Origin of the sequence: Primorskyibacter sp. S187A, from assembly GCF_049800955.1 — a bacterium.
Classification (GTDB): domain Bacteria; phylum Pseudomonadota; class Alphaproteobacteria; order Rhodobacterales; family Rhodobacteraceae; genus JAKVBH01.
This window is the reverse complement of sequence record NZ_JBNAGA010000001.1, coordinates 1,574,086-1,595,044: the sequence shown is the minus strand read 5'-3', so window position 1 is coordinate 1,595,044 and position 20,959 is coordinate 1,574,086. Positions and strand designations below refer to the sequence as shown.

General features: G+C 62.1%; 22 protein-coding genes. 12 read left to right on the top strand and 10 right to left on the bottom strand.

The genetic code is table 11. The features are described from left to right. Positions 1 to 441 precede the first annotated feature (441 nt). From ACP15S_RS07950 to ACP15S_RS07935, 4 genes are all read right to left on the bottom strand, one after another. Positions 442 to 1,212: a helix-turn-helix transcriptional regulator gene (locus ACP15S_RS07950; protein WP_425039032.1), complete on the bottom strand. Its 771-nt coding sequence runs from the start codon at positions 1,210 to 1,212 to the stop codon at positions 442 to 444. After that, positions 1,209 to 1,652: a type II 3-dehydroquinate dehydratase gene (gene aroQ / locus ACP15S_RS07945; RefSeq protein WP_425039031.1), complete on the bottom strand. Its 444-nt coding sequence runs from the start codon at positions 1,650 to 1,652 to the stop codon at positions 1,209 to 1,211. Before aroQ ends, ACP15S_RS07950 begins: the two co-directional genes overlap by 4 nt. A 107-nt stretch (positions 1,653 to 1,759) precedes the next feature. After that, a complete protein-coding gene (locus ACP15S_RS07940; RefSeq protein ID WP_425039030.1) occupies positions 1,760 to 2,794 on the bottom strand; it encodes an MBL fold metallo-hydrolase in 1,035 nt (344 codons plus the stop codon). Further along, the gene (locus ACP15S_RS07935) at positions 2,794 to 4,506 is read right to left on the bottom strand and encodes an acyl-CoA dehydrogenase (protein WP_425039029.1); all 1,713 of its coding nucleotides are present in this window, start codon (positions 4,504 to 4,506) and stop codon (positions 2,794 to 2,796) included. The genes ACP15S_RS07940 and ACP15S_RS07935 overlap by 1 nt, the downstream gene beginning before the upstream one ends. Positions 4,507 to 4,619: 113 nt before the next feature. On the opposite strand from ACP15S_RS07935, the gene ACP15S_RS07930 reads away from it, so the two are divergent. The 4 genes from ACP15S_RS07930 to ACP15S_RS07915 all read left to right on the top strand — a co-directional run bounded on the left by ACP15S_RS07930 (position 4,620) and on the right by ACP15S_RS07915 (position 8,115). Beyond that, positions 4,620 to 5,561: an L-threonylcarbamoyladenylate synthase gene (locus ACP15S_RS07930; RefSeq protein ID WP_425039028.1), complete on the top strand. Its 942-nt coding sequence runs from the start codon at positions 4,620 to 4,622 to the stop codon at positions 5,559 to 5,561. 339 nt (positions 5,562 to 5,900) lie between these two features. Continuing rightward, positions 5,901 to 6,605 (top strand): ABC transporter permease, encoded by a 705-nt coding sequence (locus ACP15S_RS07925; RefSeq protein WP_425039027.1) that lies wholly within the window; start codon positions 5,901 to 5,903, stop codon positions 6,603 to 6,605. Next, positions 6,602 to 7,315, top strand: a complete 714-nt coding sequence (locus ACP15S_RS07920) for an ATP-binding cassette domain-containing protein (RefSeq protein ID WP_425039026.1) — start codon at positions 6,602 to 6,604, stop codon at positions 7,313 to 7,315. The genes ACP15S_RS07925 and ACP15S_RS07920 overlap by 4 nt, the downstream gene beginning before the upstream one ends. After that, positions 7,312 to 8,115 carry a substrate-binding domain-containing protein gene (locus tag ACP15S_RS07915; RefSeq protein WP_425039025.1) on the top strand — a complete coding sequence of 268 codons (804 nt, stop codon included), beginning with the start codon at positions 7,312 to 7,314 and terminating at the stop codon, positions 8,113 to 8,115. The genes ACP15S_RS07920 and ACP15S_RS07915 overlap by 4 nt, the downstream gene beginning before the upstream one ends. Here ACP15S_RS07915 and ACP15S_RS07910 read toward each other — a convergent pair. Next, positions 8,112 to 9,128, bottom strand: a complete 1,017-nt coding sequence (locus ACP15S_RS07910) for a LacI family DNA-binding transcriptional regulator (protein WP_425039024.1) — start codon at positions 9,126 to 9,128, stop codon at positions 8,112 to 8,114. The genes ACP15S_RS07915 and ACP15S_RS07910 overlap by 4 nt on opposite strands. A 328-nt stretch (positions 9,129 to 9,456) precedes the next feature. Between ACP15S_RS07910 and rplS the strand changes: the two genes are divergently transcribed. Together rplS and rpmE are read left to right on the top strand one after the other, a co-directional pair. Continuing rightward, positions 9,457 to 9,831: a 50S ribosomal protein L19 gene (gene rplS, locus ACP15S_RS07905; RefSeq protein WP_425039023.1), complete on the top strand. Its 375-nt coding sequence runs from the start codon at positions 9,457 to 9,459 to the stop codon at positions 9,829 to 9,831. A gap of 11 nt (positions 9,832 to 9,842) precedes the next feature. After that, positions 9,843 to 10,064 (top strand): 50S ribosomal protein L31, encoded by a 222-nt coding sequence (gene rpmE / locus ACP15S_RS07900; RefSeq protein ID WP_425039022.1) that lies wholly within the window; start codon positions 9,843 to 9,845, stop codon positions 10,062 to 10,064. A 239-nt stretch (positions 10,065 to 10,303) separates the two neighbouring features. On the opposite strand, the gene ACP15S_RS07895 is transcribed toward rpmE, so the two are convergent. Genes ACP15S_RS07895 through ACP15S_RS07880 form a run of 4 tightly spaced genes read right to left on the bottom strand, consistent with a single transcriptional unit; the run spans position 10,304 to position 12,731 of the window. Further along, positions 10,304 to 10,783, bottom strand: a complete 480-nt coding sequence (locus tag ACP15S_RS07895) for a DUF6505 family protein (protein WP_425039021.1) — start codon at positions 10,781 to 10,783, stop codon at positions 10,304 to 10,306. Continuing rightward, a complete protein-coding gene (locus ACP15S_RS07890; protein ID WP_425039020.1) occupies positions 10,783 to 11,481 on the bottom strand; it encodes a DUF4444 domain-containing protein in 699 nt (232 codons plus the stop codon). The genes ACP15S_RS07895 and ACP15S_RS07890 overlap by 1 nt, the downstream gene beginning before the upstream one ends. After that, entirely contained in the window at positions 11,478 to 12,539 is a 1,062-nt protein-coding gene (locus ACP15S_RS07885) for an Mrp/NBP35 family ATP-binding protein (protein WP_425039019.1), read from the bottom strand. The genes ACP15S_RS07890 and ACP15S_RS07885 overlap by 4 nt, the downstream gene beginning before the upstream one ends. A gap of 3 nt (positions 12,540 to 12,542) precedes the next feature. Then, on the bottom strand, positions 12,543 to 12,731 hold the full coding sequence (locus tag ACP15S_RS07880) for a DUF6494 family protein (protein WP_425039018.1): 189 nt from the start codon (positions 12,729 to 12,731) through the stop codon (positions 12,543 to 12,545). Between the two features lie 58 nt (positions 12,732 to 12,789). On the opposite strand from ACP15S_RS07880, the gene ACP15S_RS07875 reads away from it, so the two are divergent. Continuing rightward, the gene (locus ACP15S_RS07875; RefSeq protein ID WP_425039017.1) at positions 12,790 to 13,533 is read left to right on the top strand and encodes a hypothetical protein; all 744 of its coding nucleotides are present in this window, start codon (positions 12,790 to 12,792) and stop codon (positions 13,531 to 13,533) included. Here the strand turns inward: ACP15S_RS07875 and ACP15S_RS07870 are convergent. Further along, entirely contained in the window at positions 13,527 to 15,476 is a 1,950-nt protein-coding gene (locus tag ACP15S_RS07870) for a 4Fe-4S binding protein (RefSeq protein ID WP_425039016.1), read from the bottom strand. The genes ACP15S_RS07875 and ACP15S_RS07870 overlap by 7 nt on opposite strands. A 368-nt stretch (positions 15,477 to 15,844) precedes the next feature. Here ACP15S_RS07870 and ACP15S_RS07865 point away from each other — a divergent pair, with 368 nt between their 5' ends. The 5 genes from ACP15S_RS07865 (at position 15,845) to ACP15S_RS07845 (ending at position 20,956) form a co-directional block, all read left to right on the top strand. Then, positions 15,845 to 16,381, top strand: a complete 537-nt coding sequence (locus tag ACP15S_RS07865) for a DUF3305 domain-containing protein (RefSeq protein ID WP_425039674.1) — start codon at positions 15,845 to 15,847, stop codon at positions 16,379 to 16,381. Then, on the top strand, positions 16,378 to 17,031 hold the full coding sequence (locus ACP15S_RS07860) for a DUF3306 domain-containing protein (protein WP_425039015.1): 654 nt from the start codon (positions 16,378 to 16,380) through the stop codon (positions 17,029 to 17,031). Before ACP15S_RS07865 ends, ACP15S_RS07860 begins: the two co-directional genes overlap by 4 nt. Positions 17,032 to 17,042: 11 nt before the next feature. Beyond that, positions 17,043 to 17,663, top strand: coding sequence for a TorD/DmsD family molecular chaperone (locus ACP15S_RS07855; RefSeq protein WP_425039673.1), 621 nt, complete (start codon positions 17,043 to 17,045; stop codon positions 17,661 to 17,663). A gap of 62 nt (positions 17,664 to 17,725) precedes the next feature. After that, complete coding sequence (locus tag ACP15S_RS07850; RefSeq protein WP_425039014.1) at positions 17,726 to 17,914, top strand: twin-arginine translocation signal domain-containing protein; 189 nt, start codon at positions 17,726 to 17,728, stop codon at positions 17,912 to 17,914. A gap of 147 nt (positions 17,915 to 18,061) precedes the next feature. Beyond that, positions 18,062 to 20,956, top strand: coding sequence for a formate dehydrogenase subunit alpha (locus tag ACP15S_RS07845; RefSeq protein ID WP_425039013.1), 2,895 nt, complete (start codon positions 18,062 to 18,064; stop codon positions 20,954 to 20,956). The last annotated feature ends 3 nt before the right edge of the window (positions 20,957 to 20,959 follow it).

Here is a 20,959-nt window from a genome sequence, read left to right as displayed (position 1 = left end):
GTTGCCCTGGCGCCGTCTCCTATTTTGGCCCGCCCCAGACAAATGGGGATGAGACGAGGCAGGCCGAGAGGTGACTGACCCCTCCAGCGTAGAATTGCGTTCAGGGCCAGTCTCCGGTTACCCGGTTGAGTGGGCGGAGCCTCGAAATCACGAGGATCACCCTCCCAATGTTCCCTGGCTAAAGCCACCACTCACGGAACGTCTCTAATGTGCCCTGTTTACCCAGCGTTAAGGAAGTATGGATTCCCATACTTTTGCCGACAAAGGCTTTCAAAGCGCTTTTATTGGGCAAAAAAGTTCCATCAGACGTGCAAAGGTTAACAAAAATTTCGTGATTGATGCAGGTGTAGCAACAATAACCGGAATCACCTGATTATCGGCGCGGGGCACTAAGGTGCATCGCAGATAGATGATTCTGCCCCAAGGCGGACAAGGCCGGGCCTAAAGATCGAGCACGAACATCTGGTTCTGGAAGGCGGCCTTGAGCACGGCTTGGGCCGTTGTCTCGACGTTCAGCGTTTCGCGGGCCAGCCGCAGGTGTTTTTCCACGGTCGCCGGTGTCAGGCCCATCAGCAGGGCGATGTCCTGGGTGGTCTTGCCATCGCCCACCCATTCCAACGCCTCGCGTTGGCGGTTGGTGAGCTTGCGGCCGATCCCGGTGAAGGGCAGCGTCAGGATCTTGAGGTGGGTCACGTTGTTGATGGTGACGATGTCCTGCCCCTCGCGGGACCAGAGCTCTTCCACGTCGTCCTGAGACATGCCGCGTTGCGCCGTCAGCGCGATCGCACCTTTCGAGCGCGCGGAAACGGCTTTGAAGGAAATCGTGTAACCCGCCGTGACGCCCATATCGAGGTTGAAAGCCACGACCTTTTGTTCTTTCTCGGTCAGATCGCCCTGCGCCATGCGCTCGCCAATCGTCCGCCAGCTTTGCACGCCTTCATTCTCGATGGCCCAGCGGGTCATCGGCGCGTTGGCATAGAGCTGCTGGCCCAGAAACACATCCGTATAGGCCTGATCGTGGTTGGTCAGCATCAGGAAATCATTGGGATCGCCCAGCGATGTCTCGGTGCGATAATAGGTGAAGCCGTAGATCAGGCGATCAAAGCCATAGCCCGCCATCTTTTCGGAATGCATTGCCCAGAGCGTCTCGATATCGGTCGTGTTGGTGACATCGAGCAGGTAGGAATTGAGCGCAGGCGACGGGGTATTCATGCCTGGCGCTCCAAGACACCCAGCATGGCGTCAATCGCGAGCCGGTACCCTGCCGCGCCAAAACCCGCGATGACGCCCGTGCAGACCGGTGCGATCATCGAGTGATGACGAAAGCTCTCGCGCGCATGCACGTTGGACAGGTGCAGCTCGATGACAGGCAAGGCAATGCCGGAGATCGCGTCGCGCAGGGCGATGGAGGTGTGTGTATAGGCGCCCGCGTTGAAGATCACGCCGTCCTGGCTGCCGCGCGCGGCGTGCAGGTGGCTGACAAGCGCGCCTTCTGAATTATCTTGTGCGCAGGTCAGCGTCACACCACGCGAGGTGGCGTAGATGCGTGCATCCTCCTCGACATCTGCCAGCGTCTGTGCGCCGTAGATCTCGGGCTCGCGGGTGCCCAGCAGATTGAGGTTGGGGCCATTCAGGATCAAGATGGATGGCATGGAAACTCCGTGACTTGACTTGTGCTTAGCGCGCCAGCGCCCCTCCTGTCCAGAAGGCTGAAACACACCGTTACGTCATATCGCCACCCACGCCGTCGCGCTTTGGCTCAGAGGTCTTTCATGACAAACCGCCACGCGCCATCGTCGGCGATCTCGCGGGTGGCCTCGCCTGCGTGCCACAGGTGCAGGCAATGGGCCATCGCCTCCACCAGCGCCAGCCCGTATTCGCCGGGCCCGATCTTGCGTTTGAAGAGCGGCGCAAAGCACGCGCCGGCCGTTTTGGGCTGGTCCAGATGGGCGCGAAGACGTTTCAGGCAGCCATGGTGATTGTCGATCAACTGGCTCAGGCGCAGCGGCAGGCCGGTGAAGGGCAGTTTGTGGCCCCCCAGAACAAGATGGTCAGCGCGGGCGATCTCGGCAAAACGGGCGCAGCTGTCCATCCAGTCCTGGACCGGATCGGCTTCCGGCTCCGTGGCATAGACCCCGATGTTTGACGAGATCGACGGCAGGATCTGATCCCCGGCAATGACAAGCGCGTCATCACGGCTCCAGAAGGTCACATGGTCCGGCGCATGACCTGCGCCCAGCCGAATATCCCAGCGGCGCCCGCCCATCGTGATCTCACCGCCCTCGGAGAGGCGCGAAAAGCCCAGCGGGATCGGATAGACGATATCGGCAAAGTTGAACGGGCGCTCCTGCGCGCGCTGTGCATAGATCTCCGCATCCATGCCGCAGGCGCGCCAATAGGCCAGTGTCTCTGGTGTAGGACTGGCCTGTTCATCCAGCGTGAGCATACGCGCAAAGAGCCAGGACGTGCGGCTCGCCAGTGTTTCGGTGCCGTGGTGCTCGGCCAGCCAGCCCGCCATGCCCACATGATCGGGGTGATGATGGGTCAGCACGACACGTGTGATGGGCTTGCCCGCCAAAGGCCCGGCAATGAGGTTTTCCCAAATGCGCACGGAGCGGCGCGAATGCACGCCGGTATCGATCACAGTCCAGCCGTCGCCATCATCAAGCGCATAGAGATTGACATGATCCAGCGCCATGGGCAGCGGCATGCGGATCCACAGCACCCCCTCGGCCACTTCCAGAACCTCTCCCTCTGCGGGAGGTGTCTCAAACGGATAGCGGATGCCGTCCATCAGGCCACGGCCAGATCTTCAGGCCGCAGGTCAAGCACAGCTTCCGCCGCCCCACCGGCTTGGGCGAGCAGGCCCTTGTGCTCGGGCAGGAGGCGTTCGATGTAGAACCGTCCGATACGCCCGCGGGCACTGTCGCGCCCGGCGATCTCGATGGCGCGCAGGTGGTAATGTGCGCCAAGCACCCGGGCAAATCCCATCAGGAAGGGAACAGCGCCCGAAAAGCGCGCTTCAAGGTCACGCTCGAGAAGCGTCTCGACCGTCTCGCGCAATGTCTCGGAGGCCTGCCAGACAGGCTCTGCCAGATCGGGCAGCCTGTGGCGGAGCGCTTCCGCATGGGCTTCGATCTCATCGATGAGCCCGAACATCGCCTCACCGCTGTCGGCCATTTTGCGCGCCACGAGGTCCATCGCCTGAATGCCATTGGTGCCCTCGTAGATCGCGGTCACGCGCACGTCGCGGGCAAATTGCGCAACACCGGTCTCCTCGATGAAGCCCATGCCGCCATGGACCTGCACACCCAATTCAGCCACGCGAATGCCTGTTTCCGTGCCAAAGGCCTTGGCAATTGGCGTGAGCAGCGCGGCACGGGCTGTGGCCTCCGGCGCACCCGTGGCATGGGCCAGATCAATGGCTTGTGCGCAAGCGAGCGCGAGGGCGCGGGCCGCAAAGGTATCGGCGCGCATGGTGGCCAGCATCCGGCGGACATCGGCATGATCGAGGATCGTCCCTGTGGGACCGGACGTGCGCCCCTGCACGCGGGCCTCGGCGTAATGGACCGCGGCCTGCGATGCGGCTTCGGCAATGCCGATCCCTTGCGTTCCGACACCCAGGCGGGCGTTGTTCATCATGGTGAACATGGCCTTCATGCCCTGATGGGGCTGGCCCACGAGCCAGCCTGTCGCGCCGGAGTATTCCATGACAGCGGTGGGGGAGCCATGCAGGCCAAGTTTGTGCTCAAGGCTCACCGCGCGCAGATCGTTGCGCGCGCCAAGGCTCCCGTCGGCATTGGGCAGGAATTTCGGGACGAGAAAGAGGCTGATCCCCTTGGTGCCAGGACCAGCGTCGGGCAGCCGCGCAAGCACGAGATGCACGATGTTTTCGGCGCAATCATGATCGCCCCAGGAAATGTAGATCTTCTGCCCGGTGATCGCATAGGTCCCGTCCGGTTGCGGCTCCGCCCGGGTCCGCAAGGCGCCCACATCAGAGCCCGCTTGCGGCTCGGTGAGGTTCATCGTGCCCGTCCATTCGCCCGCGACCAGTTTTGGCAGGTAGAGCGCCTTGAGCTCCTCAGAAGCATGCGCTTCGAGGGCCTCGATCTGGCCTTGCGTCATCAGCGGCGACAGCTGGATCGAGAGACAGGCCGAGGACATCATGTCATTCACCGCCGTCGTCAGCATCATGGGCAGGCCCATGCCGCCATGTTCGGGGAGCGCTGCAATTGACACCCAACCGCCCTCAGCAATGGCCCGATAGGCAGCTGGAAATCCCTCCGGCGTGCGCACAACGCCATTTTCAAGAACCGCTGGTTTGAGATCACCGACACGGTTCAGTGGCGCCAGAATGTCTTCGCATAATTTGCCAGCCTCCGAGAGGATGGCCTCGGAGACATCGGACGTGGCCTCTGCAAAGCGCGCCGTCTCGGAGATGGGCGCCAGCGGCACAACGTGATCGAGGATAAATCGGAAATCGGACAGGGGGGCAGTATAGGTCATGAGGCTCACATGGTCAGTCGACGGGCAGTTGGCCACATCGGGGCTGGGCAAACGGATCCCTCCCGGGCTATACCGCCACGCCAAAGTTCGTCCAACAAAACGCGGCGTCACGAATGAAAATCCAGACCGAACGCCTTGAGGCGGACCCAGACGGGATCGCGCGCGCCGCCCGGCTTTTGCGGGACGGGCGTCTTGTCGCCTTCGCAACGGAGACCGTCTACGGGCTGGGCGCGGATGCGACACAGGGCGATGCGGTGGCGCGGATTTATGAGGCCAAGGGGCGGCCTGCGTTCAACCCGCTCATTGTGCATGTGGCCTCGATCGATGCCGCCCAAAGGCTGGTGACGTGGTCTGCGCTGGCGCAGCGTTTGGCGGAGGCATTCTGGCCGGGGCCGCTGACGCTCGTTTTGCCGCTCAAACCGGAGGCGGGGGTGTCCTCGCTTGTGACAGCAGGGTTGCCGACGCTGGCGGTGCGTATGCCGCAGGGCGCTGCGGCGCAGGTGTTGTTGCGTGCGGCGGACCGTCCGATTGCTGCGCCTTCGGCCAACCCGTCCGGGCGGATTTCCTCCGTGTCTGCCGATCATGTCATGGCGGGGCTTGGGGGGCGGATCGATGCGGTTTTGGACGCTGGGCCCTGTCAGGTCGGCCTGGAATCCACGATTGTCGCGGTCGGAGAGCATGTGCAGCTGCTGCGCCCCGGCGGGATCCCGCAAGAGGCGTTGGAGCAGGTCTTGGGCGCACCCCTACAACAGCCGGAGACGGGCGCAATCACGAGCCCCGGTCAGCTGGCCTCGCATTATGCGCCGGGCGCGCGCGTCCGGTTGAATGCCACCTCCGCGACCCCTGACGAGATCCTGATCGGTTTTGGGCCCGTGCAGAGCGCGCTGACCTTGTCGGCATCCGGGGATCTGCGCGAGGCGGCTGCCCGGCTCTTTGCAATCCTGCATGAGGCGGATGCGGATGGGCGGCCTATTGCCGTGGCACCTGTTCCCATGGAGGGTCTGGGGCAAGCCATCAATGACCGTCTGCGCCGCGCGGCGGCACCGCGCAAATAGCTCTCAAGGACATCAGCGCAACGGGGGAATGTTGCGTAACGCAAACGCAAGCAAGAGCGCGGTTTGACACGGCGCAGCGTTTGATTGCTCGGTTTGATTATCCCGTGCCTGAAGTCCACGGCGGTCGATACACAATCCCGGGGGCAGGGCGTGGGCGCGTGGACGGCCGGAATGTCCCTTAGTACAACCCTGTGGCGCGTATTGTTGGACAGCTTGTCCGCAAGCGCACGCGCCTCCTCAAGAAACGTCCCCAAGCCCTTCTGACAGGCGCTTTTCGCGCTGTTCCCTGCCTGCGCAGACCTGTAGGTTATGCCCGAATGAAGGGGAGGAGGACCGGCGATGGTCGATCTTTGGGCCGGATTGGTGCAGGCCTTTTGGCTGGTCATCACGCTGGACGCGGATTTGCTGGAGATCACACTGCGCTCGCTGCATGTCACGCTGAGCGCGCTTGTGATTGCCTCGGCCATTGCTCTGCCTCTCGCGGCCCTTCTGGCGGTACGCCGGTTTCGGGCGCGGCGTGGGGTAATCGCGGTACTCAATGCTCTGATGGGTCTGCCGCCTGTGGTCGTGGGGCTGATTGTCTATGTGATGCTGTCGCGTTCCGGGCCCTTTGGCGTTTTTGGCCTGCTCTTTACGCCCACGGCCATGATCATCGCGCAGGTCATCATCATCGTGCCGCTCATCGCCTCGATCGCGCATCAGAACCTGCGGGATCTGTGGACGGAGTACCACGATCTGCTGATTTCCATGAACGTGACCCAGATGCAGAAGATGCGCACGCTGCTTTGGGACGCGCGGCGCGCGCTGTTGACGGCCTCGCTTGCGGGCTTTGGCCGCGCCATTGGCGAGGTGGGCGCGATCATGATCGTGGGCGGCAATATCGATCACGCGACACGCGTGCTGACCACGGCCATCGCGCTGGAGACGGGCAAGGGAGAGTTTGCTCTCGCATTGGGCCTGGGCTTTGTGCTGATTGGTCTCGCGATTGCGGTGAACCTCTCGATCCATTGGTTGGGCCGGACGGAGCGGGAGGGGCGGTGGTGAGCCAGTTGCTTCCCCTCACAGCGCGAGGAGCTCAAACGTCGCGGCGTGGACGGACGCTTGCGGGGCCGATTGATCTGAGCCTGGAGGGCCATGGCACGGTGGTGGTCATGGGGCCAAACGGCGCGGGCAAGACGAGCCTCTTGCGGCTGCTTCATGGCACGGCGCGGCTGAGCTCGGGCGCGCTGGATTGGGCCTGCGGCACACAAGAAGCGCGCCACCATCAGGCCTTTGTCTTCCAGCGCCCCGTCATGCTGCGCCGCTCGGTGCTCGACAATATCGCCTATCCGCTGATCGTACGCGGCAGCACGAAACGCGCGGCGCGCGCCAAGGCGGAGGATTGGGCACGCCGCGTGGGGCTGGGCGATATGCTGCACCGGCAGGCGACGGTCCTGTCAGGCGGCGAGGGGCAGAAGCTGGCACTGGCCCGCGCCTTGATCATTGATCCGCAGGTGCTGTTTCTCGATGAGCCTTGCGCCTCGCTCGACGGGCGCGCCATGCGCGAGATCGAGACGATCCTGCAAGACGCCAAGGCACGCGGCACCAAGCTCATTCTTTCCACCCATGATTTCGGCCAGGCGCGCAGGCTGGCGGATCAAGTCCTCTTCATGCTGAAGGGGCGCCTTCACGAAAACAGCCCTGCGGAGGCTTTTTTCACGCACCCAACCACACCACAGGCCCAGGCCTTTCTGAAAGGAGACATCGTCGAATGACCCGTTTGTTTGTCCTGCTGACCACGCTTTTATTTTCAACCGCTTTGGCGAGTGCGGAGACGTTGAAACTGGCGGTGACAACCTCGTTTCACAATTCCGGGTTGGCTGACGTGCTGATGCCCGAAATTGCCGGGGATCTGGGCCTTGAGGTGCAGTTGCTGGTCGTGGGCACGGGGCAGGCGCTCAAGCTCGGCCGGGCAGGGGATGTGGATGCCATCCTGGTGCATTCGCGCGCGGCAGAAGAAGCCTTTGTGGCGGATGGTGCTGGCACCCACAGACGTGAGATCATGTATAACGATTTCGTCTTTATTGGCCCTTCCGAGGATCCCGCACAGGTTGGATCGGCGAACGCGGCGGTGGATGCGCTACAAGGCATCGCCAAGGCTGAAGCCATTTTCGTGTCGCGCGGGGATGACAGCGGCACGCATAAAAAAGAGCTGGGTCTCTGGGCAGATGCAGATCTTGATGTTGCGGATTTCGGCGGATGGTACCGTGCGGTGGGCGCCGGTATGGGGGCCGCGCTCAATACGGCCTCGGGCATGAATGCCTACATCCTGTCGGATCGCGCGAGCTGGCTCACCTTTGGCAACAAAGGCGATCTGGCGCTGCTCTTTGCGGGGGATCCGGAGCTTTTCAACCAATATGCCTTCCTGCCCGTCAATCCGGAGAAGCATCCGCATGTCGCGCATGCGCGGGCGCTTGAGCTGCAAGGTTGGCTCGTCTCTGAGCGGGCCAAAGCGCTGATCAACGGCTACCGTGTCAGTGGCGAGGCGCTGTTTGTCTTCAATGCAGAGCCTTAAGCCGGCGCGGGCAGCGTTTTGCGATAGGTGAGCGAGCACTCAAAGACATGGCACTTGGGCGAGACGCTGGGACGGTCCCACAGGGGGCCTTTCAGCATCTCTTCCATGACATCCATGCAGGCCTCGACGATCTCGGGGATGGGTTGATGGATTGTGGAGAGCGCAAAGCTCTCCCAGCGGGCCATGGCCATGTCATTGAGGCCCAACAGGCCGACGTCGCCCGGCACGGCATGGCCTGCATCGGCCAGAGCAGAGAGCGCGCCCATGGACAAGACGTCGTCACCGCAGAAATAGCCCTGAGCAGGTGGGCCAGCCGCGAGGAGCCTCTGCATCTCCAGTCGACCGGCGTCAAAGGAATAGGCCGAGGCGAAGCTGTGGCTGGAGAGGATGTCTTTTTGCGCGGCCATAACGCCCTGAAAGCCTTGCAACCTGTCCTGCGTCGAGGTGGCCTCTGCCGGGCCTGCCAGCATGTGAACATGCCCGTAGCCTGCTGCCAGCAACGCCCGGGCCGCCATGGCCCCGCAGGCGACATTGTCGATGCCCACGACATGGGTGCGCGGCGCGTCGGATTTGCGGCCAAAGGCATGGACAACCGGCATGCCGGCATCTGCGAAGGCCTGGGCAAATTCCGGCGAGAGCGTCGAGGATGCGACGACGACCCCATCCACGGAATATTCGCGCAGCATTTCGACCGAGCTTTCGGGATCAATGTCCGCGCTGAGGTTGACCAGCAGGGGCCGCAATCCGCGCGCCTGCAAACCTCGCGTGAAGAGATCAAAGACCTCCAGAAAGATCGGATTCTGAAAGTTGTTGGAGACCAGACCAATGAGCTGCGTGCGCCCGGTTGTGAGCGAAGACGCGAGACGGTTGGGCCGATAGCCGAGCTCCTTGGCCGCAGCCTCCACCTTTTCGCGCATGCGCGGCGAGACGGAGGCACCATCGGTAAACGTCCGGCTGACCGCGGATCGGGACACGCCCGCGCGCGCGGCAACATCTTTCAAGGTCACGGCCATGGCGTACTCCTTCCGGGTGCACTATGCCTGCGTGCAGGTGCGCTTGCAATCGGTTGCAAAACCGCCATCGGTTCGGGTCCCTGAAGAGACTTGCGCTGTGGGGCGTTCCCTGCAATACACCGCGCATTGCACGCAGGCGCGAGTCGGCGGGCAAGCTGTGTCTTTGGCCGTTGCGATCCGTGTCGCACATGCAAGGGCCCAACACGGCGCGACAAGCAAAAGACGACCTGATCTCTGGCGGGCACAACAGGTGGACCCGATCAACGGCCAAGAGCTCTGAGGCGGCATCACATGCGCGGGCAAACCGTGCGCAGTTAGGAGAATAGCGATGGACCTGATCGCTCAGTTGGAGGCGGAGCAAATTGCCGCCCTGGGGAAAGACATCCCCGATTTCAAAGCCGGTGACACGATCCGTGTTGGCTTCAAAGTGACCGAGGGCACGCGGTCGCGTATTCAGAATTACGAAGGCGTCTGCATTTCCCGTCGCAATGGCGATGGCATTGCCGGTGCCTTCACTGTGCGCAAGATTTCCTTTGGTGAGGGCGTGGAGCGTGTGTTCCCGCTGCATTCCACCAATATCGACAGCATCACCGTTGTCCGCCGTGGTCGCGTCCGTCGCGCCAAGCTGTACTACCTGCGCTCGCGTCGCGGTAAGTCCGCGCGGATCGCGGAAGACACCAACTACAAGCCAAAGAAAGCCTGAGGAGCGCAATCATGAAAAAAGATCTGCATCCCGACTATCATGTCATCAACGTCAAGATGACCGACGGCACCATCGTTCCGATGCGCTCTACCTATGGCAATGAGGGCGACCAGCTCTCGCTCGACATCGACCCGTCCGTGCATCCCGCATGGACCGGTGGCGGTGCGCGCCTGATGGATCAGGGCGGCCGTGTCTCCAAGTTCAAAAAGAAATACGAAGGTCTGGGCTTCTAAGCACCGTTTCTTTCCGCGTTTCGAGAGCCGCGTCCCTGTTGGGGCGCGGTTTTTTGTTGTCGTGTTTCTTAGCTCTCCCAGCCCGATGCGCGGCGCAGCCGCAGGGCAAAGCCAGCCCTCCCCACGGGCTGGCTTTTTGGGGGCTGCCGCACGATGATTAAATTGCGCACAGGCACGACATCCATAAAGGCCGCAGACCCTGCGTTGGTATCGCCAACCCGAGGGCTGGCTTTGCCCTGCTACTCGTCCAGCGAGCCGTGGATCGCAAATTGCTCGAGCCCCGCCGCGTCCGCCTCGATCATGCGGTAGGCTTCTTTCACGCCGGCATCCGTCAACTCCCGCACCACGGTCAGCAGTGTATTGGGCGCATGATCGTCGCAAAGCTCGCGCATCTGCGCAATCTCTTCCGCGGCCACGGGGGTCGCAGCTTCAATCGACGGGGCGCCATAATAGGTCACGAAATGCTGCGCCAGAAGCTCTGTCAGCGTGGCAATCTCGGCCTCCTCGATCTGCGTCACGGCCACAAAGGTCACGCGCCCGCCGGTTTCCAGACCAAACCAGCCATTGGCAAAGGCCTGACGCGCCTTGCCCGTGAGATCGGCCTCGGTCCAGTTGGAAAACTCAAACCCGCCCGAGATACACCATTCCCCGGTGCGCGCGGGATTATGGAAGACCCTCTGGTCGCTTTCGTCAAAGTGAATGGCCCGTGCAAGATTCATCAGCTTGTCTCCAGCAATGTGGTCAGGGGGATCAAATGGGTTGTGCTCTCGTCGCGCAACAGCATGCCGAAATGCTCATCCACGCCCAGAAACGTACCTGTCAGGCCGCCGCGCGTGGCCTCTTCGCCAATGCCATGCACCAGACCGCGCCATTCCGAGTGCAGCGCTGCGCTACCGTCCTCTTCCCAGCGGCCGATCCAGTTCATTGTATGGCGCGCCCAGGCCTCAACCAACATCGGCGCCTGCACATCAACGCAGCCTTCGGCGTAGAGCGCTGTCTCGTCGGGCGTCTCACCCGGCGCGTCGCTCTCGGGCCAAAGCGGCAGGCTAAAGCCAACGACCAGCCAATCCGGCACGGCCTCTGCGTCATCCGTTGATGCCGCCACGGAGAAACCACCGCAGGCCGCGCCATTGACGCGTATCCCGCCATTCCATTCCAGATGCACAGCCACTTCCGGCGGGGCCAGGGCCCCAAGCGCATTCTGGAACCCCACGCCGCAGAGCGGCAGCATGGCCATGGCCGCGCCAAGGGGCACTTCAGGCGCAAAGACAAGGGCCGCCTCCACACGGTTGTCGCCGAGGGCATACACGACGAGGCCCGCATCACAGCCCTGCACCGCCCGCATCTGCGCGGCCTCCATGACATCATCGGTGACCTGCTCACCCGACATCATGGGGGGGAAGTGCAACGCACTCATGCGACCCCCTTGTCCACCAGTGCCTTGGCCACCGCATGGAAGGCCTGCGCGGACGGGCTGTCCGGCTGGCTGACCACAATCGGCGCGCCCCCGTCAGCGGCCAGTCTGATATCCAGGGTCAGCGGGATTTCAGACAGGAGCGGCACGCCCACTTTCTCGGCCTCCGCCTTGACGCCGCCATGGCCAAAGACATGCTCTTCATGTCCGCATTTCGAGCAGACATGGGTCGACATGTTCTCGATCATCCCGAGAATGGGCACGTTGAGTTGGTTGAACATATCGATGCCCTTGCGCGCATCCAGAAGCGCCACGTCCTGCGGCGTGGACACGATCACCGCGCCATCCACATGGGCCTTCTGGCTGAGCGTCATCTGTACATCGCCCGTCCCGGGCGGCAAATCGACCAAGAGCACATCGAGAGCGCCCCATTGCACCTGCATCATCATCTGCTGCAGCGCGCCCATGAGCATCGGCCCGCGCCAGACGACGGCCTGATCCTCATTGGTCATCAGCCCGATGGACATCATCGTCACGCCGTGGTTGCGCATGGGCAGGATCGTCTTGCCATCGGGGCTGGCAGGCCGGCCCGAGACGCCCAACATGCGGGGCTGCGAGGGGCCGTAGACATCTGCGTCCAGCAGACCCACGCGCCGACCCTGCTGCGCCAGAGCGCAGGCGATATTGGCCGAGACCGTGGACTTGCCCACACCGCCCTTGCCGCTGGCAATGGCAATGATGTGATCCACGCCGGGGATCTTCTGGGGTCCGGCGGGCTCGGCAGGTTTGGAGGGTTTGAGCTGCGGCGGCGCAGGCTGGGCGGAATGACCCGTCAGCACGATGGAAACCGTCTCGACCCCCTCAAGTGCCTTGAGCGCTGTTTCGGCCTGCGCCTGAATGCCCTCATAGACCTTGGCCTGTGATGGTGCGATCTCCATCACGAAGCGCACCGTGCCGCCTTCGACATTCAGCGCCCGCATGACGCCAGAGGCCACAATGTCTTCGCCGCTTGGATCCTTGATTGTTTTCAGCGTCTCAAGAACGCTTTCCCGTGTGGCCAAGGCTCACTCTCCGTTAATGTCGCCGGTGACCTCATGGGTCATGTCCAGCTCTTCGATCGTGACGACGGCGCGGACCTTGTAGGTTTTGCCCGCTTCGCCTTTCTCGCGCACAGCCGTCTCAATGGCCTGTTGCGATGTCACGCCCACCTGCTTGAGGAATTTGCGCATCGACATGTTGAATTCATCGCTCATTGGTCTGCTCCTTTGGTCGGATTTGACGGAATTGCCCGCGCGCGATTAGGCTTGACCCATGATACGCGCGTCTCTTGTGGTCTTGTCTTGTGTCACGGCTCTGATCGCGTCCTCGCTGGGGGCGCAGGAGCGTGAGGTCCTGTTGCATGCCCCCGATACGCTCGTCGAGACGGGAGTGATGAAATATGTCCTGCCGCGCTTTTCGCTGAAAACCCAGGTGCGCGTGACGCTTGTGCCGGAGGCGGAGGCGCAGATGGTGCTGGGCGCGGGCGGGCGGCCTTTGATGACTGGCATCGGTGAGACATGGGGCGTCGCTCTCCTTGAGGAGACTGACGATGTCGCGCGATTTGCCGATTGGCTGTGGTCGGATGTGGGTCAACGGACCTTGTTTGCCTTTGCCCCCGAGGGCAAGCCGCTTTTTGGGCCGCCTGCAATCGTCGAGCAGGAGGTTGTCGAAATCACCTTCGATGGCGATGCCGATGAAGGCGAGCAGGTGAGCATTGTGCAATGCGGCCGGTGTCATGCCGTCAATGAGAAGGGGCGCATGTCCGATATCGGATCGACCCCATCCTTCTTCGTGCTGCGCGCCATGGGCGACTGGGAGCAGCGCTTCGGCGCGTTCTATGTGCTCAAACCCCATGCCGCCTTCACGCAAGTGATTGATATCACAGATCCGTTTCCCGCCGATCGCCCGTCGCCCATCGTGCCGGTTGAGATCAGCCTCGATGATCTGGAAAACATCATGGCCTATGTGGGCGCGCTCACGCCCGCCGATTTGGGAGCTCCGATCCAGCATCAGTGATCCCGGCGCTTGGAGAGGTAATCATCTGTCGTGCGCACGCGCGGACGCTCGCCGCCCTGAAAGGGATTGTCCGCGCTGTGGAACTGCGCATTCACCCGGCAATCATCGCACATCTGAATCATGCGCAGCTTGTCCTCGCCCGCAAACATCGCATGGTCGCGCAGCTTTTCGGTGATCCGGTCAATCGCGGATTTTGATCCGAAAAGCGCGCCGCATTCCACGCATGGGAAGGGCTCTTCCTCGTTGAGGACCTCTTGCCGCAGGGCCTGATCCGTCAGATCGAGGCGCGGCGCGAGCGTGATGGCATCCTCGGGGCAGATATTGGCGCAAAGACCGCATTGCAGGCAGGCATCTTCCTGAAACCGCAGCTGCGGCTTGTCGGGGTTATCGCCCAAAGCGCCGGACGGACACAGGGAGACACAGGACAGGCACAGCGTGCAGTTGTCGGTGTTCACGAGAACCGCACCATAAGGCGCGCCCTCGGGCAGGGGGATCGTCTCTACATCGGGCAGGAGCGCCTTGGCCGCCTGACGTGTGATCTGGCGCCGTGTGCCCATGGGCCGCACGGGCGCGTTGATCGGTGTGCAAGTGGTGCCTTCATAGAGAGCGTCGGACATGGCGTCAGGATCTTCCACATCTAACAGCGCGACCCGCTCCACACCGCCAATCGCCTGGGCGAGCACGATCTGGGCGTCGAGAGCCGCGCGATCTGTGGTCGGGCCGGGCAGGAGGGTCACATCGACAAATCCGGCGGCCAGAGCGGCGACGATTTCCGAGTGTCCAAAGCCGTTTAGAGCCGACACTTCAAGTGGAATGACATCGGCAGGCAAGCCCCGTCCGAACCGCGCGGCGAGGCGGATCATCTCGGCGCCATGGGCATTGTGCACCAGCAAGCGCGGCGCAGTGCCGCCTGCGGCGACGTAGGCTTTCGCCTGCGTTTGCACCCGCTGGAACGTGAGGTCAACCGGCGGCGCGTCATAGGCGATTGCGCCCGAGGGGCACACGGCAGAGCAGGCGCCGCAGCCCGCACAGATCATGGGATCGACCGTCACGTGATCTCCATCCGGCGTGATCGCGCCTGTAGGGCAAAGATCGAGACAGCGGGTGCATCCCGTCTGTTCGGCGCGCGAATGTGCGCACAGGAGCGCATCTGTCGCCACGTAGAGCGGTTGCTCGAAGGTCCCGGTCAGATGGGAAGCCGCGAGGATCGCGGCACTGACCGCAGCGGGCCGTCCGGGATCAGCGCGCAGATAGCCTTCGCGTTTTTCGTGGGCTGGAAAGAGGGGGGTATCCCCGCGCAGATCGAGAATGATGTCGCATTGCGTGCTCGCGTGATCGCGTGCGGGAGAGAGCTCCGCGCTTCCGCGACCGGCCGGGCTTGGCATCTGAAGCCCGTCGATACGCACGTCGAATTGACCCAAAGCCCCCGTCGCCGAGCGCAGACGTCCGATGACAATGTCATGCTTGGCCATTGGTGGCATGTCGTCCCCGTGATCCAGCAGAACCGTGACACCGAGATGCTCTTGCAGCGCTTCGGCGGCGGCGAGCGCCACATCAGGCGCGCCGAGGATCAGGCACAGACCTTCAGAGACGACATCCATCGTTTTTTCAAGCGGCGCGGGCAGAAGCGCTTCGGCGGCGAGAGCGGACATTTTGGGTAGTGTGCTGGCGGTGTCGGCGGTCCATCCGGCCCGATCCCTGAGGTCCAGAACCGGGGGCATGGGCTGTTCCAGTTCCTCCGCGAGCTGCTCGAATCGGCGCTCCTCCTGGGTGCAACATAAAATGGCGTCGCCACTTTGGATCGCGGCCGCGGCGTGATCGATATTGCCCATGCACAGTGCCGCGCAGGGCTTTGACACGCTGAGACCGGTTTGGCCGGCAAGGGCATCGGCGTCGATCTCCTGTGTGCCCAAACAAGAACATGTTATCAACGTCTTAGCCATGATTTTCCGACCTCCCGATGTGCATCTTTGCCGTCATGACGGGTGCACAATTTCGCGTAGGCTAGACATGATTCTGCGCGGTTCACAACCGATTTTAGATCGCGGGTAGCAGGCTGGATTCGGGTTTTCGGGGACGAATCGAAGGGAAGATTCGAGACCGGACGGACGGGACGCATTTCCGAGCGAAATAATCAGGTTAGACAAATCGTCCAAGGGCGCAGTGAGGTGCTGTGCAAGCTGTCCAAAATGTCCGTTTCGCCTTTGGAATACGATGGTGCACAAAAAAACCCTTCGCGACGCGGCGTTTTGTGGTCACTCTCGCTGGCAGGGAGACCGATTTGATCCATAACCCGAACATGTACCGCAGCATGCCATTGGGCATCGTGATGCGCCGAACGCCGGGTGTGACCACGTGGGTGGCGCATCATTGGCGGGCGACGGCTGTTTTGCCGGGCGCGGGACTGGCAGATTGGCGTGTGCTGCGCGAAGAGGGTGAGGCCATCGAGTATCACGCGGCTACGGTCACGCTGGAATTGCATGGCGCCGAGACGGAGGCTTATCTCCACGGATTGCAAGCGCAGGAGCCGTCTATCTACATCGTGTTGCGGGATGACGCCGACGGGGAGTGTCCGCTGGATGTCGTGCTGGCTACAGCGTCGCCCTATGAGGCGCAGGATTACACCGATAGCGGCGAAGAGATTGTGGAGAAGGTGCCCATGCCCCCGGCCTTGATGGCGTGGGTCGAAGCCTTTGTGCATGATTTCCACGAAGAGGAGGTCTTCATCAAGCGCAAGCGGGACAAGAAGCGCCTCGATCTCGTGGAGGATGGCATCGGTGATGCGCGGATCGTGCAGACCGCCGATGTCTACGCGTCGCCGGCGCGCAAACGGGGGCGGTTGCAATGATGGATTTCTGGGCCCGCAGAAAAGCTGATGTTCAGGCTGAGGCCGAGGCGCGCGACGCCGCGCTGCAACAGGAAATCGCGCGGGAGAAGGACGCGGCCCAGGACGCCAAGTCGGACGAAGAGCTTCTGGAGGAATTGGGATTACCCGAGCCGGAAAGCCTCGATGCGGAGGGTGATTTCAAAGCCTTCCTCAAAGAGGGTGTTCCGGCGCGGTTGAAGACACGTGCGCTGCGCCGCTTGTGGCGGGTGAACCCGGTGCTCGCCAATCTCGACGGGTTGGTCGATTACGGCGAGGACTTCACCGATGCCGCAACGGTCATCGAGAACATGCAAACAGCCTATCAAGTTGGCAAAGGCATGCTCAAGCACGTGGAAGAGCTGGCGCGGCAGGCGGAGGCGAAAGAAGCCAAAACTGCCCCCGAGGGGGATGAGACGTCCCCGCCTGACATCGAAGAGACCCCGCCAGCACAAGAAGATGCCACGGTCGCGACAGTTGAACCTGAGGCCACGCCGGAGCGTGAGGCGTTTGTGTCCACTGAAGCGGCCGTGACGTCTTTTGCCGAACCGGTGCATTTTGAGGACGATGTGCCCGCGATGGCGCCGCCCTCGCGTCGCCGCATGAGCTTTACTTTTGATGACAGCCCCGCATGACCGAGGACAAGATGACCGCAGTGCCTGATATGCCCACCGAGATCCAGATCGCCGAAGAAGACCGGCTGCGCGCGGATCTCTACAATTTTCTGGGTTTGCTGCTGGCTGGCCCGCCCGATGAGATGCTTCTGGAGCAGACCGCAGGCCTGAGCGGGGATGACAGCGAGATGGGTCAGGCGATCACGACGCTGGCCAAAATGGCAAAGATCACCAAGCCGCGGTCTGTGGAGAGCGAATACAACAAACTCTTCATAGGTTTGGGGCGCGGGGAGCTTTTGCCTTATGCCTCCTACTATTTGACAGGTTTTCTCAATGAGAAGCCGCTGGCAAACCTGCGTCAGGATATGGCCGCACGCGGCCTGCAACGCGCGGAGAACGTGTTTGAACCCGAAGACAACATCGCATCCTTGATGGAGATGATGGCGGCCATGATCGTGGGCCGGTTTGGTTCAGCTGCGACGCTGGCCGAGCAAAAGACGTTCTACAACCGTCATATCGCGCCCTGGGCGGCGCTTTTCTATTCAGATTTGGAAGGGGCCAAGACCTCTGTCTTCTATGCGTCTGTCGGGACTGTCGGCCGGGTGTTCATGGAGATTGAGCAGGATGCTTTCCGAATGAGCGGCGAAGGGTGATCCTTTCGTCAAACCGGTGCTGGGCGACCAGTGCCTTCACGAAACCAAGGAGGACCTTGGACATGAGCGAAAAGACCCCGGGCAACAGCCGGCGTGATTTCCTCAAACTGGCTGGGACCACGGCACCTGTTGCTGCGGTCGCACTTGCAGCCGGAGGGACAGAAGCAGAGGCGGCCGAGCCCGATCTCTCTCTGGAGAAGATGCAGGATACAGCACATACGCGTGCCTATTTCGATAGCGCGAAGTTCTGATCCTGTAACGTCAAGACCGCGCCGCCCGGATGAACCGGACGGAGCAGGGGAGAGGCAACTGGTAGCGTGACGCCCGACCGCCTTGATCCGAGATCGTAGCCAAGCAAGGCGCCTGCATCTTGGCGCCAAGCAAGGGAGTGAGAAACCATGTTGAGGAAAAAGACCAACGGGGTTGCGCGACGCCCCCAGCGGACAAGTATCCTGTCTGACGTGGCCGAAAAACGGGTAGACCGCCGCAGTTTCCTGCGCGGTTCCGGGTTGGCCATTGGCGGTCTTGCCGCCATCGCCGCAACAGGCGGCACCGTCCAGCAAGCCAGTGCCGCGGGTGCGGTTATGGGCAAAGTGGACCTTAAGAAATCAGTTTGTACGCATTGCTCGGTCGGGTGCACCGTCATCGCTGAGGTGAGCAATGGTGTCTGGACGGGCCAGGAGCCCGGCTGGGACAGCCCGTTCAACCTCGGTGCGCATTGCGCCAAGGGGGCTGCGGTACGTGAGCACGCTCATGGCGAGCGCCGTCTCAAGTACCCGATGAAAAAAGAAAACGGTGAGTGGAAGCGCATCAGCTGGGAACAGGCGATCGACGAGATCGGCGACGGCATGATGAAAATCCGCGAAGAGAGCGGCTCGGATTCCGTGTATTGGCTGGGAAGCGCCAAGCACAACAACGAGCAAGCCTACCTGTTCCGCAAGTTCGCCGCCTATTGGGGCACGAACAACGTGGATCACCAGGCGCGGATCTGTCACTCCACGACGGTTGCGGGTGTTGCAAACACATGGGGCTACGGCGCCATGACCAACTCCTACAACGACATCCACAATTCCAAGGCGATCTTCATCATCGGTGGCAACCCCGCCGAGGCGCATCCCGTTTCGCTCCTGCACCTTCTCAAGGCGAAAGAGCAAAACAACGCGCCCGTCATCGTCTGCGACCCGCGTTTCACGCGGACAGCGGCCCATGCGGATGAATATGTGCGCTTCCGTCCCGGGACGGACGTGGCTCTCGTCTGGGGTATCCTGTGGCACATCTTCGAGAACGGCTGGGAGGACAAAGAGTTCATCCGTACCCGTGTCTGGGGGATGGACCAGATCAAGGCCGAGGTGGCCAAGTGGACACCTGAAGAGGTGGAACGTGTGACAGGCACGCCTGGCTCGCAGCTCAAGCGGGTTGCGCGGACCATGGCCAACAACCGCCCCGGCACCGTCATCTGGTGCATGGGTGGCACACAGCACACCAACGGCAACAACAACACCCGCGCCTATTGCGTGCTGCAGCTTGCGCTCGGCAACATGGGCACATCGGGTGGCGGGACCAACATCTTCCGCGGCCACGACAACGTGCAAGGCGCCACCGACCTCGGTGTTCTGTCCCACACGCTGCCGGGCTACTACGGTCTGTCGGGTGGCGCATGGGCGCACTGGGCGCGGGTCTGGGGGGAAGATCCCGAATGGCTCGCCGGTCGCTTCGGCAAGACCACGACGCGGGACGGCAAGGAGAAATCGCTCCAAAACCTCACGGGCATCCCCGTGTCGCGCTGGATCGATGGTATCCTCGAGGACAAGGAGAACATGGACCAGAACGAAAACGTTCGTGCCATGGTGCTCTGGGGTCACGCGCCCAACTCGCAAACGCGGATGACAGAGATGAAAACCGCGATGGAGAAGCTGGACATGCTGGTCGTGATCGACCCGTTCCCCACCGTCTCCGCCGTGCTGCATGATCGTGAAGACGGGACCTACCTGTTGCCCGCGTCCACGCAGTTCGAAACACGCGGTTCAGTCACGGCGTCCAACCGGTCGATCCAGTGGCGTGAAGAGGTCATGGCACCGCTTTTTGAGTCCAAGCCTGACCATGTCATCATGGGTATGTTCGCCAAGAAGTTCGGCTGGTCCGATCGCTTCTTCCGCAACATCGAAATGGAAGATGACGTCACGCCGAACGTGGAATCCATCACGCGCGAGTTCAACTCGGGCATGTGGACCATCGGCTATACCGGTCAGTCGCCGGAGCGCATCAAGCTGCACATGGCCTACCAGCACACCTTTGATCGCACGACGCTCAAGGCCGTTGGTGGCCCGGCGGATGGCGATTACTACGGTATGCCATGGCCCGCGTGGGGTACGCCCGAGATGAAACATCCCGGGACGCCGAACCTCTACGACATGTCAAAGCCTGTTGCTGAGGGTGGTCTCACCTTCCGGGCGCGCTTTGGTGTCGAGCGGGACGGTGACAACCTGCTGGCCGAAGGGGTCGCAAGCGTTGGGTCGGAAATTCAGGATGGATATCCCGAGTTCACGATGCAGATGCTGATGGACCTCGGCTGGGATGGCGATCTCACCGATGAGGAACGTGCCGCAATTGATGCGGTGGCCGGGCCCAAGACCAACTGGAAAACCGACCTCTCGGGCGGCATCCAGCGGGTGGCAATCAAGCATGGCTGTGCGCCCTTCGGGAACGCGAAAGCCCGAGCGGTTGTCTGGACCTTCCCCGATCCGGTGCCGCTGCACCGCGAGCCGCTCTACACGAACCGGCGCGATCTGGTGGAAGACTACCCGACCTACGAGGACCGGCATGCCTACCGTCTGCCCACCTTGTATGCCTCGATCCAGAAGAACGACTTCTCCAAGGATTATCCGATCATTCTGACTTCCGGTCGTCTGGTCGAATATGAAGGCGGCGGCGATGAGACACGGTCCAACCCGTGGCTCGCAGAGCTGCAGCAGGACATGTTCGTCGAGATCAACCCACGGGATGCCAACAACCTCGGCGTGCGCGATGGTGCGCAGGTTTGGGTCGAAGGTCCTGAGGGCGGCAAGGTCAAGGTCATGGCCATGGTCACCGAGCGGGTGGGTGAGGGCGTTGCCTTCATGCCGTTCCACTTCGGCGGTCATTTCCAGGGCGAGGACCAGCGGTCGAAATACCCCGAAGGGGCGGACCCGTATGTCCTGGGTGAGAGCACCAACACCGCTCAGACCTATGGCTACGATTCAGTGACCCAGATGCAGGAGACGAAAGCGACTCTCTGCAAAATCTGGACAGCGTAAGGA